Source organism: Paenarthrobacter sp. CC6, assembly GCF_040560085.1.
GTDB lineage: Bacteria > Actinomycetota > Actinomycetes > Actinomycetales > Micrococcaceae > Arthrobacter > Arthrobacter nicotinovorans.
This window is the reverse complement of sequence record NZ_JARDAN010000007.1, coordinates 74,119-86,642: the sequence shown is the minus strand read 5'-3', so window position 1 is coordinate 86,642 and position 12,524 is coordinate 74,119. Positions and strand designations below refer to the sequence as shown.

12 protein-coding genes are annotated in these 12,524 nt (G+C 63.0%); 4 read left to right on the top strand and 8 right to left on the bottom strand.

Translation table 11 applies throughout. From position 1 onward, the window contains the following. The first annotated feature begins 152 nt into the window (after window positions 1-152). Window positions 153-1,478, top strand: a complete 1,326-nt coding sequence (locus PV760_RS07205) for a LamG domain-containing protein (RefSeq protein WP_354627445.1) — start codon at window positions 153-155, stop codon at window positions 1,476-1,478. Here the strand turns inward: PV760_RS07205 and PV760_RS07200 are convergent. From PV760_RS07200 to PV760_RS07165, 8 genes are all read right to left on the bottom strand, one after another. Continuing rightward, the gene (locus tag PV760_RS07200) at window positions 1,475-1,666 is read right to left on the bottom strand and encodes a hypothetical protein (RefSeq protein WP_018778794.1); all 192 of its coding nucleotides are present in this window, start codon (window positions 1,664-1,666) and stop codon (window positions 1,475-1,477) included. The genes PV760_RS07205 and PV760_RS07200 overlap by 4 nt on opposite strands. 7 nt (window positions 1,667-1,673) lie before the next feature. Continuing rightward, the gene (locus tag PV760_RS07195) at window positions 1,674-2,819 is read right to left on the bottom strand and encodes a glycosyltransferase family 2 protein (protein WP_227453572.1); all 1,146 of its coding nucleotides are present in this window, start codon (window positions 2,817-2,819) and stop codon (window positions 1,674-1,676) included. Window positions 2,820-3,038: 219 nt separating this feature from the next. Further along, complete coding sequence (locus tag PV760_RS07190; RefSeq protein WP_018778796.1) at window positions 3,039-3,209, bottom strand: hypothetical protein; 171 nt, start codon at window positions 3,207-3,209, stop codon at window positions 3,039-3,041. Window positions 3,210-3,389: 180 nt separating this feature from the next. Further along, window positions 3,390-4,220, bottom strand: a complete 831-nt coding sequence (locus tag PV760_RS07185; RefSeq protein ID WP_354627443.1) for an oxidoreductase — start codon at window positions 4,218-4,220, stop codon at window positions 3,390-3,392. A 108-nt stretch (window positions 4,221-4,328) separates the two neighbouring features. Then, window positions 4,329-6,305 carry an APC family permease gene (locus tag PV760_RS07180; RefSeq protein WP_354627442.1) on the bottom strand — a complete coding sequence of 659 codons (1,977 nt, stop codon included), beginning with the start codon at window positions 6,303-6,305 and terminating at the stop codon, window positions 4,329-4,331. A gap of 144 nt (window positions 6,306-6,449) precedes the next feature. Then, window positions 6,450-6,995, bottom strand: coding sequence for a GNAT family N-acetyltransferase (locus PV760_RS07175; RefSeq protein ID WP_354627441.1), 546 nt, complete (start codon window positions 6,993-6,995; stop codon window positions 6,450-6,452). Beyond that, a complete protein-coding gene (locus PV760_RS07170) occupies window positions 6,992-8,356 on the bottom strand; it encodes an LLM class flavin-dependent oxidoreductase (protein ID WP_354627440.1) in 1,365 nt (454 codons plus the stop codon). Before PV760_RS07170 ends, PV760_RS07175 begins: the two co-directional genes overlap by 4 nt. 58 nt (window positions 8,357-8,414) lie before the next feature. Further along, window positions 8,415-9,299: a MetQ/NlpA family ABC transporter substrate-binding protein gene (locus tag PV760_RS07165; RefSeq protein ID WP_354627439.1), complete on the bottom strand. Its 885-nt coding sequence runs from the start codon at window positions 9,297-9,299 to the stop codon at window positions 8,415-8,417. A gap of 223 nt (window positions 9,300-9,522) precedes the next feature. Here PV760_RS07165 and PV760_RS07160 point away from each other — a divergent pair, with 223 nt between their 5' ends. From PV760_RS07160 to PV760_RS07150, 3 genes are read left to right on the top strand one after another with little or no spacing between them, the layout of a single operon-like run. After that, a complete protein-coding gene (locus PV760_RS07160; RefSeq protein WP_354627438.1) occupies window positions 9,523-10,632 on the top strand; it encodes a methionine ABC transporter ATP-binding protein in 1,110 nt (369 codons plus the stop codon). Window positions 10,633-10,634: 2 nt separating this feature from the next. Then, window positions 10,635-11,294: a methionine ABC transporter permease gene (locus PV760_RS07155; RefSeq protein WP_018778803.1), complete on the top strand. Its 660-nt coding sequence runs from the start codon at window positions 10,635-10,637 to the stop codon at window positions 11,292-11,294. A 22-nt stretch (window positions 11,295-11,316) separates the two neighbouring features. After that, a complete protein-coding gene (locus tag PV760_RS07150; RefSeq protein ID WP_354627437.1) occupies window positions 11,317-12,477 on the top strand; it encodes an LLM class flavin-dependent oxidoreductase in 1,161 nt (386 codons plus the stop codon). Window positions 12,478-12,524: the final 47 nt, after the last annotated feature.

The following is a 12,524-nucleotide window of genomic DNA, read 5'->3' as shown; positions in this document are numbered from 1 at the left end:
GGCTACTCGATAATCGAGGAGTTGTACGTTCTCCGGGGGGAGGAGCGTATTGCTGCCAGCGGGACCAGCCGCTGGCATTCTGGGCGCATCAGCAGGAGGAAACAGCTATGGCATTGTCAGTGAGGCTCCTTCCACGTGGGGGAAGAAAAGTTATGGGGGTAGCCGTAATTGCTGCGGTTGCCCTGTCCATGTTTGCCGGCACAGGACCATCGCATGCGGCGGACACAACGCCTATGGCAGATGATCCCGGCCCGGTGGGCAGTTTTGCCTGGAAGGGATTCAATTGGCAGAAGCGTTTTTGGGGTGGAGCGCCCATGTACAACGCGACGTGGGATGCCAACAATGTCAGCAACCCGGATGCCAACGGCTACGTGAAGCTGTCCATAAGCAACCCGACAGGTTCGGCGCCCAAGGGTGCGGAATTCCAGTCCACCCGTGAAGGATTCGGTTACGGTACATACAGCACCACGGTGGAAAAGGATGTCAGCGCACTCCAAAAGGAAGTGGTGTGGGGCTGCCTATTCACCTATGACCCCAATGCCGTTCCCGGCTACACCGAGATCGACCTCTGTGAAGCGTCGGCGTGGGGCGGGGGCGCCGCATATGGCGAAAGCTGGCCGGTGACCCAAGGGCACGGTTACTGGTTCGATGCCACCTTGCCTCCGGGCCAAGGCAACAACACGGTCACCTTCGATGTCACGAATGCCCCCATCCTCACCCACCGGATGGTCTGGGAGCCGGGCAAGCTGACCTTTGAGACGTTTGCCGGGGAAGGGTACGACGGGCCACTCCTCAAGAGGACCGTCCTGGAAGGCTCCACTGTTCCCACTCCTGCCAAGGAACAGATTCACTTCAACCTGTGGGTCACCGGCGGCGGCGGTGGAGACGCTGCACATGTTGCACCGGAAACCGTCACGATCAGGGACTTCTCCTTTGTCCCGGCGAACCAGCTCACGGGTCCGGTTCCGACTATCACCGGCACGGCAGCGGTGGGCTCGACACTCACCGCAGTCCCGGGCACCTGGCCTGCCGGAACAACCTTGGCGTATCAATGGTTCAAAAACGGCACGGCCATTTCAGGAGCCACGGGACCCACCCGAGCCCTGGCCGCTGCGGACCAGGGCGCCAGCCTGACTGTGCGTGTGACGGGAAGCCTGGCCGGGTATGCCACGGCTACTAAGGAGTCGGCCCCGACGGCGGCAGTGGTGGCCGGAACCTTGCAGGCTCCGACCCCCACCATCACAGGTACGCTCACAGTTGGTTCGACCCTGACAGCAAACCCCGGAACGTGGACTTCCGGTACCGCACTGACGTACCAGTGGTACCGCTCCGGGACCTTGATTGCTGGAGCGACGGCCAAGAACTACAAGCTTGTGAGCGCAGACCAAGCGGACACCATGAGCGTCAGAGTCACCGGAACCAAAGCCGGCTACACCACAGTGTCCAGGGTTTCAGCAAGCACCGCGGTGATCCCCTAGGAGGCGGACGGCAGGTTCTTCTGTGCGCGGACGGGAACAATCCTCTTGATCGCGAGCCCCAATGCCAGCATGGCGAACGCGGCCAGGGCGAACCAGAAAAGGTCGCCTGCTCCGGTCAAGGCGAGGGTACCGGATCCCATTCCGGCCGCGGCTGCTCCGGCTGCGGGGGTTACTGGGCTGTTGTACATGAGTCGATTACCAAACTTTCTTTCTGTTGAGTGCTGCGTCCAGGTAAGCCTTGGCGTGGACTGCCTGGAGGAAGATGTCGATCACTGTTTCGTACATGGTTGCGGCCAGCAGCATGTGCCTCCAGCCCCGGAACCGCACAGTGATGACGCGTTCCAGGATGAAGATGCCGGTGACTGCAATCCAGAAGGGCTGGAGGTTCAGACCCATCCCTGAAATGAGCGCGAAGAGGATGGAGCCAAAGTAGGCCAGCGTCACTACGACGCCGATCATTGAAAGGAACTGGCGGCCCCAGTAGGGCCTGGTCACTTTGGTCCATCCGTATTGCACGCAGTTCTCCACCGCGCCCCGCTTCCACCGGAGCCGTTGCGCCCACAGTTCGCGCCACGTGGGCATGACCTCAGTGACCAGCGTGCAGTTGGCTGGTGAAGCGATCCGGTAACCCAGTGTCAGCAGGGCGAAGGAGAGTTCGTTGTCCTCTGTCAGGACGGACGTGTCGTAGATGCCGCCCTTGCCGTTTCCGGGAGGGAGTGTGCCGCCGAGGCGGGCAGCTGCGACGTCGCGAAGAGTCTTGACGCGGAAAAGGGCGGCGGTCCCTGTGACTACCAAGCACTTGCCGTGGAGGCGCTTGACGTCCCGGGCGTAGCGGGCGTATTCGTTGCGCTGGAGGTGACCTACGAAGCCGCCACCGGGACCTCCGCTGAAGACACCGCCTACCGCGCCGAGCAGTTCGTCGGCGAGCAGGTTTTGTGTGGCGTTCTCAATGAAGTCAAGGGCGAGCTGGGAGTCTGCGTCCTGGACCAGGATGAGGTCCTCGGGGTCGGCGTCGGGCAGCAGCCGGCTGAGGGCGAAGTTAAGAGCTCCGGCCTTTTTGTCCTTGTTTCCCACCGTACGGATGACCTCAGCGCCCTGGGCGACCGCGAGGTCCTCGGTATCGTCGGTGCAGTTATCGGCCACCACGATCACGCGGTCCGGGCGGCGGGTCTGGTTGTTCAGGGAGACAAGTGTGTCGGTGATGCCGGCGGATTCGTTGTGGGCCGGAACCAGGACAGTTACCACGCCGCCGGCGGCACGGTGGGATCCGCGGGGCGCGGTGGCCGGGGCCGGTGAGGCAGCGGTGTCCGTTGATGCGTGGACCGTGGTTTCCGTGAGCATTGTGATCCCTCCGTTCGTTAGCTGGAAGCGTTGACTCACTTAGAGTTCCAACGCCAACGCAAGAAACGCGCAGGCAAAGCGTCAAGGAAAAATCAAGGTTTGCTCAGGGTTTGCTTGAAGCGTCACGCAAACGGCTACGGGATCAGGTGCAGCCTTAAACGCAAGAGGACGACGTCGGGAGGTCCCGGCGTCGTCCTCTTGCGTTTGTTGTCGAGCAGCTTAGCGGCTCAGGCTGACCGTAAAGGTCTTCGGTCCGCTGAGGGTCACGGCAATGCCGCAGTTTTCTGCCGCAGCGCGGTGGGAAAGGGACTGGATGGCGGCATCGATGGTGTGGTCGATGGCCGACTTGTCCCAGATTTTCAGCGTGATGGAGTCAGTATGTGTCGTCATTGTCAGTACTTTCACTCAGGCTGGTGACAGCCCCAAGCTTCGTCGCCCGGGGCCGCATCCTCGTCGGTGAGGATTGCTGATTCAGCTTGTATGGGAACGGATTCCCTCATTCATGGTTCATGCTGCCCACCGTGATTGACAAGCGAATCCAGCCAAGTGTGACCGATTACACGTTGCTTGTTACTCCGTGTAACCGGTGCTGACAGTGAGCTCCCGCCAACGATCCACCTCGGCCCGCTGGGCTTCCGCTACGGCGTCAAAGGCCTTGGCGGCGTCCTCACCGAGCAGCAGGAAGCCAGGAGTTTCAGCGGCCTCGACGGCGTTGATAATCACCTGGGCTGCCCTGTCCGGATCACCCTGCTGCGTCCCATGCACCATGTCGTTTTCCTTGCGTCGCTTGCCGGCAGTCTGGGCGTAGTCGTCAATGGCTTCTGCGGATTGCGTGAGCGACCTTCCGGCGAAGTCCGTCCTGAAACCACCCGGTTCCACGGCCGTGACTGTGATGCCCAACGGCGCCAGTTCCTTCTGCAGGGAACCGGAAATGCCTTCCAGCGCGGCCTTTGTTGCCGAGTAATAGCCCGACCCGGGCGGGCAGATGCGGGCGCCGATCGAGGAGATGTTCACGATCGCACCCGAACGCCGGGTACGCATCCCGGGCAGGACGGCCTTGATCATGGCGACGGGACCGAACACGTTGGTATCGAACAGCGTCCTGACGTCCGCGTCGGCGCCCTCTTCGATCGCGGCGCGATAGCCGTATCCCGCGTTGTTGACCAGGACGTCCACACCGCCGAAGCGCTCCACGGCCTGCTGCACGGCCGCTTCCACCTGCGACTGATCGGTGACGTCGAGCGGGACGGCGAGTGCCGTCGTCGGGAATTCCGCGGCGAGGTCCTGCAGAGTGGCGGTGTCGCGTGCGGTCACGACGGCGTTATCGCCTTTCGCGAGGACCGCCCGGGCCAGTGCGCGGCCGAGACCGGTGGAGCAGCCTGTGATGAGCCAGGTAGTCATGATGTTCCTTTCATGGTTGACCTATCCCACTGAACGCTACTCCCCGGCGCTACGGGAGTGACGGCCCATACAGGTATTGCCGGTGCCACCCGGGACAGGCGACGCCGCTCAACCGACGTGCACCCACGGGCGGCGGCTCACCTCCGGTTCGGCCTCCCTGAGGACCTCGCGGGTCACCGGGGCTATTTCGCCCTCGCCCAGGAACAGGAAGCGCAACAGGTTGGTCATCGGGTTGCCCTCAGTCCAGCGGAAATATATGTGGGGCATCAGTCCTGTGACGTCACGGATATGCAAAAGCACCGAGGCAATGGTGTTCGCCACCACCGGACCATGCACCTCAAGGATCCGGTAGCCGTGCCGTTCGATGCCCTTGACGTACAGTTCGGTCTCGAAATCCGAAGTGTCGTCCAGCACCACTTCAAGGAACAGGCCGTGGTAGTTGAGGGGGAGGTGGCTGACCTCGATGGCCGAGACCAGCTTCGAGCGATAGGCCTCCGCCGTAAGCCGGAGCGGTTCGTGCGCGATGAGCCGTATGGGTTCGGTGCCGTCGTCAAGGATGAATTCCAGGGCGTTGCGGTCCATGTGGACCTGTGTGGCGTGCAGCTCGAAGGACCTGCGCACCCGGGACAGCAGGGAGATGCCGATGATGCCGGCGATGAACACGGCCGCAATCCGGATGCCTTCGGGTCGCTCCACGACGTTGGCCACCGTGGTGTAGACGAACACGGCGGCGATGGCGCCGAAGCCGATCATGCGTTTGCGCTGATCACGACGGCGGGTGGACAGTGTCACGGCAACGGCGGCTGACGTCATCAGCACCAGGACGCCGGTGGCGTAGGCACCGCCCTGGGCGTCGACGTCGGCGTTGAAGACGATAGTGATGAAGAACCCCACCAGCGTGAAGACCAGCACCAAGGGGCGAACCGCCTTGGCCCATTCCGGAGCCATGCCGTAGCGGGGAAGGTACCGCGGTACGAGGTTGAGCAGGCCGGCCATGGCGGAGGCGCCTGCGAACCACAGGATGGCGATGGTGCTGATGTCGTACACCGTGCCAAAACCCAGGCCCAGGTATTCGTGGGCGAGGAACGCGAGGGCACGGCCGTTTGCCTGGCCGCCGGGCTCGAACTCGCGCTCGGGGATGAGGACCACAGTAGTGAAGCTTGAGGTGATGAGGAACGTACTCATGATCAATGCGGCGGTGGTCAGCATTCTCCGGGTTCCCCGGATGCGGCCTGTTGGCTTGGCCTCAGTGTCATCGGGGTCGCCCTGCACCTGCGGCATCACGGCGACACCCGTCTCGAATCCGGAGAGGCCCAACGCGAGTTTCGGAAAGACAATGCAAGCGATGGCTACGGCCATGAGCGGGTTGCCGTGGGATGTCCACAGCAGCTGCCACCAGTCACCTACGGCGGTGGGATGCGCCAGGACCTCGACGACGGTGGTGGCGACCACCACCACATTCAAGCCCAGGTAAAGGACCACAAGAACGACGGCGACGCCTATCGCCTCCTTGAAACCACGGAGGAAAACTGCGGCCAGGAGTGCCAGGAGGACCAAGGTGACAGGAACATTCTGGCCCTGCAACCAGGGTGGCATCACGGGGTTCTGGATGAAGTGGGCCGTGGCATCCGCCGCGGAAAGGGTCATGGTGATCATGAAGTCCGTGGCGGCAAAGCCGAGCAGCACCAGCACCAGCAGTTTGCCTCCCCAGCGTGGAAGCAAACGCTCGAGCATGGCGATGGAGCCCTCGCCGCGGGGACTTTCCCCTGCCACGCGCCGGTAGACCGGAAGCGCGCCGAACAAGGTAACGGCAACCAGGACGATGGTGGCCAGCGGTGAGATCACGCCCGCGGCCAAGGCAGCGATGGCCGGCTGGTAGCCAAGGGTGGAGAAGTAGTCCACGCCCGTCAGGCACATGACCTGCCACCAATGGTGCTTCTTCTCGTGGGCCGCACTGACCACGCCGGGGCCGGGATGCCGGCCTTTGCTGTCCTGCAGCCCAAACAGGAGCCACGTCCGGAATGATGTCCAACCCCGGGGCCTGGGAGCCGAGGGGTCAGCCGGTGGTCTGCTTAACGTGGTCATGGGTGCCCTCCCAGACGCTCGTCGATCTGAGCTGAACATAGCACCGCGCACGAGGCGTGATGCCGGAAGGGGCCAATTCTTGATAAGACCTTTACGCGAGGGGTGAGCTCCCGGGGTTATTGGCGCGAGCCAAAGGGGTGGGAGCTAACCCCTCACGGGCGGAAGGTCCAAGGTGTAGACCACCAGCTGCACCTTCGGTGCGGGCCGTTCCTTCTCCCGCTCGGGCCGGCGGACGTAGCCCAGCCGGCGATAGAGGCGCTGGGACGGTTCATTGTCGACGGCGGTGTCCAGGACCACGCGCGCGGCACCCCTGGCGGCGGCCAGCCGGGCCGACTCGTCGAGAAGTTTTTGGCCAAGACCGGTCCGGCGGGCTTCCGGCAGTACCGCCAACAGCCTGAGCTCCACTTCGCCGTCTTCAGCCTGCCTGCTCAGAGGTGAGCCAAACGACAGGAGGCTGGCCGTGCCTACCAGGCGACCGGTTTCGACGTCTTCGGCTACCAGCAGCACACCTTCGCGGGCCCGGGCGGCAGCATCCAGCAGGAGGCTGAGCCGCGCGTCGTCCGGTTGATGCGCGCCGGGAAGATGATGACCGAAGCCTTCGTACGTCAGCTGCCCCACGGCGTCGTACTCTTCGGGGCGTGCCTGCCGGATCACATGGGTGCCGGTGGCGACGGTTGGTGTGGTGGTCATGGTTGTCCTTTCTGCTGCGGATCGAGTCCGAGATGGGATTTGAGCGTGGTGCCCGAATACTCTGTGCGGGCCAGGCCGCGCGCCTGGAGTATGGGAATGACCCCGGAGGCGAAGCGCTCCAGATCCTGGGGGAGGAGTGAGAACATGAGGTTGAAGCCATCCGCGGCGCCCTCCGAGTGCCAGCGTTCCAGCGAGTCTGCCACGTGCTCCGCGGTACCGATGAAGTCATGATTGCGTTTGTCGCCGGTGAGGATCGAATAGAGGTCCTTGAGGGTGACCTCGTCCTCCCGGCCCCGGATCTGTTCGCCGGCAGAACGGAAATCGCTACGGGGGCGGGCTATCGTGGGTATGCCGGACTGGGCCACCGTGGCGTCCGCTCCGAGGCCGGTGAAGTCGACGGTACCTTCGCGGGCGGGCCCGGAGAAATATTCCTGCAGGAAGTCCAGGACCTGTTGATCGGTGATGAGGCCGTCCAGCTCACGGATGCGCTCCAGAGCTTCTTTACGGGTGTCCGCGACGACGGGCGAGATGGCCTGGTAAACGTAGAGCTCATCCGGATTCCGGCCGAAGGCCTCTGCCTGGGCACGGACCGATGCGCGGTAGCTCCGGGCCTGCGGAATATCCGGATGGCTCGCGAAGAGGGCGTTGGCGAACCTCGCACCCAGTTTCTGCCCGGGCACGGAAGTGCCCGCCTGAGCCAGCAAAGGGGAGTGCTGCGGAGAAGGCCCGATGTTGAGCGGCCCGGCAACCTTGAAGAACTCTCCTTTGTAGTCCAAACGGCTGAGTTTGTGGCGGTCGAAGAACGTGCCGTTTTCCTTGTCGTAGAGGAAAGCGTCCTTGTCCCAGGAATTCCAAAGTCCCTGGGTTACCTCAACGAACTCTTCAGCCCGGCGGTACCGGAGGCTGTGGTCGAAGTGCTCATCAGCACTGAAGTTGCCTGCCGTGCTGTTGGTGAGGTCACGCGTGGTCACGATGTTCCAGCCGATGCGACCGCCGCTGATGTGGTCCGCGGTGAGGGCTGCACGGGCAAAGTTGAAGGGCTCGTCATAGGAGGTGGAGGACGTGGCGATGAGGCCGATGTTGCGGGTGACCGCGCCAAGAGCCGTGACAAGGCCTATGGGGTCGAAGCGGTTGAGGATGCCGGGGTTGGAGGTCTCGTCGATCGCCAGGGAGTCGCCAAGGAAGATGGCATCAAACTTGGCCTTCTCCGCGGTCTTGGCGAGCTGCACTTGATGTGCGAAGTCGATGCTTGCCTGCGGAAATGCTGTTTCGTGGCGCCACGAAGCCAGATGGATGCCGGTGCCCACCAGGTAGGCGAAGAAATGGATCTGTTGGCGTTCACGGGTGAGTGTCTGGTTCATGGGCCTGTTCCTGAAATGTGTGCAGGGTGCCCGTTTGGGACGGGCACCCTGCACACAGCTACTTGGTCTTCTTGATGGCTTCTTCTTCGGCAGTCAGGACTTCCTGCAGCTTGGCAGCAGTCCAGTCGGCCTTGAACTGGAGGTTCCCGTCGTTGAGCTTGGTCACCGAGGCCTCAACTTCAGGCGTGTGATAGGCATCCACGATCTTCTTCCAGGTCGGATCGTCCTTGCGGTCCGCCTTCACCACGAATCCGTTGATGTACGGCGCCAGGGATTCCGAATTCAGGTCTTCCTTGAAGATGATCTTCTCGTCGCCCAGGCCGCCTTTCTGGGCCTGGGTGTTGTTCACGACGGCGGCATCCGTGGTTCCCTTGAGCGCGTTCACTGTCTGGTTGCTGTCCACCGGGACAACCTTGATCTTGCTCGAGGTGATCTCAGCCGGCGTGGACAGCGAGTTGCCGCCATCCTTGAGCTGCAACAGGCCTGCGGTCTGCAGGTTCAGCAGGGCGCGCGCCTGGTTGGTGGGGTTGTTGGGGATGGCAACCTCGGCGTCGGCCGGCAGCTCCTCCACGGACTTGAACTTCTCCGAGTACAGCGCCAACGGGTACACCGCGGTGGCGCCCACCGGAACCAGGGTGCCGTTGCTGTTGACGTTGAACTGCGAGAGGTACTTCAGGTGCTGGAACAGGTTGATGTCCACCTGGCCCTGCTGGGTGGCCGTGTTGATCTGGGCGCCGTCAGTGAAGTTCTTGACCTCAAGATCGATCCCCTGATCCTTCAGCTTGTTCTTCACGAGGGTCCAATGCTCCTCGGCGCCGTCGTCCACACCGATGACCACCTTGGTGTTCGCTGCGGTTGACGAACCACTTGACGCACCCCCGCAAGCCGAGAGCGATAGGGCGGCAACCAGGCCGACGGCGGCGACTAACAGGCGGTTCTTCATGATGCTTCTCCGTACAAAGGGTATTGATGCGAATGGAAAGGTACGGGGTGTTCCCCCTGCCTCACGCTAGGCAGTTGCCGTGGTGGGAATCGAACGCTTTCGCAACACTCCGACGCGCACCGTCAAGGAAAGAAACCGCAGGTCACAGGGGGTCATTGGGTTCGATGGGATGGCCCGACCGCTGTTGGAATGGGCATCCAATCAACCCCTGAAGGAGGCTCCGGTGAGCGCGATCGTTTCGCTGCGCGGCGTCAGCAAACTGTTCCCGGTCCAAGGAGGCAAACGCACCCAACGCACCGAAGCTCTGCGCGCCGTCGACGACGTCACCCTGGACATCGAAGAGGGAACAGTAGTTGGCATTGTTGGCTACTCCGGGGCCGGAAAATCCACGTTGGTGCGCCTGCTGAACGGACTGGAACGCCCCACCGAGGGCCAGGTGTTCGTCAAGGGGCAGGACATCTCCTCCCTCCCCGAGGGGGAACTGCGGAAAGTCCGCGGCGGCATCGGCATGATCTTCCAGCAGTTCAACCTGCTCAAGTCCCGTAACGTGTTCGGGAACGTCGCTTACCCGCTCAAAGTGGCCGGCTGGCCGAAGGACAGGATCAAGCCGCGGGTGGACGAGCTGCTGGAGTTCGTGGGTATCGCGGACAAAGCCGGATCCTATCCGCGGCGACTTTCCGGCGGGCAACAGCAGCGTGTGGGCATTGCCCGCGCGCTGGCTAACGCACCGGACATCCTGCTCGCCGACGAAGCCACCAGCGCACTGGACCCGGAAACCACCCGTGATGTCCTGCGCCTGCTTCGACGCATCAACAAGGAACTTGGCACCACCGTCGTGGTGATTACCCACGAAATGCATGTGGTCCGCGAGATCTGCGACACCGTAGTGATGATGGAATCCGGCCGCGTGGTGGAAGCCGGGCCAACGTACAAGGTGTTCGCCGACCCCCAAAGTGCGTCCACCCAGCGCTTCGTCTCCACGGCCGTACACGGCACACCGGAACCCGACACCGTCAGCAGACTCTCCGCAGCCCACCCCGGCAGGCTCGTCTCCATCGGCATTTCCGAAACGGCGCCCACCCCGCTGGTCGCAGCGACCTTCGAGCGCCATGGAGTGGGATCAAGCGTTGTCTTCGGCGGGGTCACCGAGATCCAGAACAAGATCCTCGGCACCCTCACCTACGAACTCACGGGCAGCGACGCCGCGATTGACGCCGCGCTCGCCGACCTGGGTGAGGTCACCGCCGTCGAACGCCAAGTTGCGACGGCGGCACCCACCGAAAGTGCCGCCCCGCACCTTCCAGCCCCCGTCCCCGCGACCGCCGGAGAATAGCCATGACCGACTGGACAACCCTCCTGCCCGTCCTGGGCGAATCCTTCCAACAGACCATCTACATGGTGGTCATCACCGTATTGCTGAGCGGCGCGGCCGGGCTGGCACTGGGCGTCACTCTCTACGCCACCAGGCCGGGAAACCTGTTCGCCAACAAGGCCGTGTTCTCGTTCCTGAACTTCCTGGTGAACATCATCAGGCCCATCCCGTTCATCATCTTCATCACGGCCATCGCACCGCTGACGCTGATCGTCATGGGAACCACCATCGGGACCACCGCGGCGATCCTGCCCATGGCGCTGATGGCCGGTGTGGTGATCGGACGCGTGGTCGAGCAAAACCTGGTGGCCTCCGATCCCGGTGTGGTGGAAGCCGCGCGGGCCATGGGTGACAGCCGGCTGCACATCCTGTGGTCAGTGGTGATCCCGGAATCGCTGGCGCCGCTGATCCTGGGCTACACGTTCATGATCATCGCGATCGTGGACATGTCCGCCATGGCCGGTTACATCGGCGGTGGTGGGCTGGGCAATTTCGCCATCATGTACGGCTACCAGCAGTTCAACTGGGAGGTCACGTTGGTGACTGTCCTGATCATCATCGTCATGGTGCAGGCCGCGCAGTTGCTGGGCAACTTCCTGGCCCAGCGCATCCTTCGCCGCTAAATCTTCCCTCAGGAGAACCACAATGCCTATCGAATTCCTCGGCATGGGTGCCGGCAACGACTCCACGGAGACTTCGCCAGCCACCACGCCCTTCTTTGACCCCGCATATGCTGCCAGGATTGCGAGGATCCACGAGGACAACAACTGGGACCACGTTCTGTTCGCCTACAACTCCAGTACGCAGGATCCTTCCATCCACGCGGCGTGGGTTGCCGCGAACACTGAGCGAATCCAGCTGCGCCTGGCGCACCGGCCCAACGTCTCGCATCCAACGTTCGCGGCCCGGTCCTTCCTGACACTGGACCACATTGCGCGGGGACGGTTGACCGTTCACTTCATCACCGGCGGAAGCCAGGCGGACCAAGCCAGGGAGGGTGATTTCCTGGCAAAGGACGCCCGGTATGGCCGGACGCAGGAGTACATGCAGATCGTGCGGCGGGCGTGGTCCGGCGACTCCTTCGACTGGGACGGAGAGCATTACCGCTTCGAGAACTTCGCATCGGGCCTGGGACCGTTTGACGGGAAGCGGCCGGGTATCTCCTTCGGCGGGTCCTCGGAGGCCGCCTGGGCCGTGGGTGCTGCTGAGGCGGATATCTATGCGCTGTTCGGTGAACCGCTGGCCGACGCCGCATCGCAGCAGGAGCAGATCCTTGCGCGGGCTGCTGCGCTCGGGCGGACCGAGCCGTTGCGCTGGCAGATCGCGTTCCGGCCCATTGTTGCTGCCACCGATGAGTTGGCGTGGGACAAGGCACATGGCGTCCTTGGGACGTTCCAGGCCCGGCGGTCAGCGGGTGAGGTGATCGATCCTGTTCGCCACTACAACCAGAAGCCGGAGGCCGCCGGGACCCAGCGCTTGCTGGCGGCGGCTGAGCGCGGCGATCTACACGACCGCGCTTTGTGGACGGCCCTCGCCAAGGCTGCTGGTGGGGGAGGAGGAAGCGCGACGGCGTTGGTCGGCTCTTATGACACCGTCACCCAGGCGATCCTGGACTATCACGAGCTTGGGTTTGAGATCTTCGGACTCCGTGGCTACGACTTCGTCCCGGATGCCCTCGAGTTTGGCCGGCACGTCATTCCGCAGTTAAAGCAGGAAGTTGAGCATCGGGAGAAGAGCCGCACCGCCGAGGAAATCCGGGCAGGCCAAGCCGCTTCCCGGGCACGGGTCCTCTCGGTGGCTTCCTGACCCGCTTTGACATTCACATGCCCCCAAATTAACCATTTCTGGTTGTT

What these genes read in the sequence shown, in the direction of transcription:
- PV760_RS07165 (WP_354627439.1), bottom strand. Translation starts at nt 9,299, where the DNA reads ATGAAGAACCGCCTGTTAGTCGCCGCCGTCGGCCTGGTTGCCGCCCTA.
- PV760_RS07155 (WP_018778803.1), top strand. Translation starts at nt 10,635, where the DNA reads ATGACCGACTGGACAACCCTCCTGCCCGTCCTGGGCGAATCCTTCCAA.
- PV760_RS07200 (WP_018778794.1), bottom strand. Translation starts at nt 1,666, where the DNA reads ATGTACAACAGCCCAGTAACCCCCGCAGCCGGAGCAGCCGCGGCCGGA.
- PV760_RS07195 (WP_227453572.1), bottom strand. Translation starts at nt 2,819, where the DNA reads ATGCTCACGGAAACCACGGTCCACGCATCAACGGACACCGCTGCCTCA.
- PV760_RS07205 (WP_354627445.1), top strand. Translation starts at nt 153, where the DNA reads ATGGGGGTAGCCGTAATTGCTGCGGTTGCCCTGTCCATGTTTGCCGGC.
- PV760_RS07185 (WP_354627443.1), bottom strand. Translation starts at nt 4,220, where the DNA reads ATGACTACCTGGCTCATCACAGGCTGCTCCACCGGTCTCGGCCGCGCA.
- PV760_RS07180 (WP_354627442.1), bottom strand. Translation starts at nt 6,305, where the DNA reads ATGACCACGTTAAGCAGACCACCGGCTGACCCCTCGGCTCCCAGGCCC.
- PV760_RS07150 (WP_354627437.1), top strand. Translation starts at nt 11,317, where the DNA reads ATGCCTATCGAATTCCTCGGCATGGGTGCCGGCAACGACTCCACGGAG.
- PV760_RS07190 (WP_018778796.1), bottom strand. Translation starts at nt 3,209, where the DNA reads ATGACGACACATACTGACTCCATCACGCTGAAAATCTGGGACAAGTCG.
- PV760_RS07170 (WP_354627440.1), bottom strand. Translation starts at nt 8,356, where the DNA reads ATGAACCAGACACTCACCCGTGAACGCCAACAGATCCATTTCTTCGCC.
- PV760_RS07175 (WP_354627441.1), bottom strand. Translation starts at nt 6,995, where the DNA reads ATGACCACCACACCAACCGTCGCCACCGGCACCCATGTGATCCGGCAG.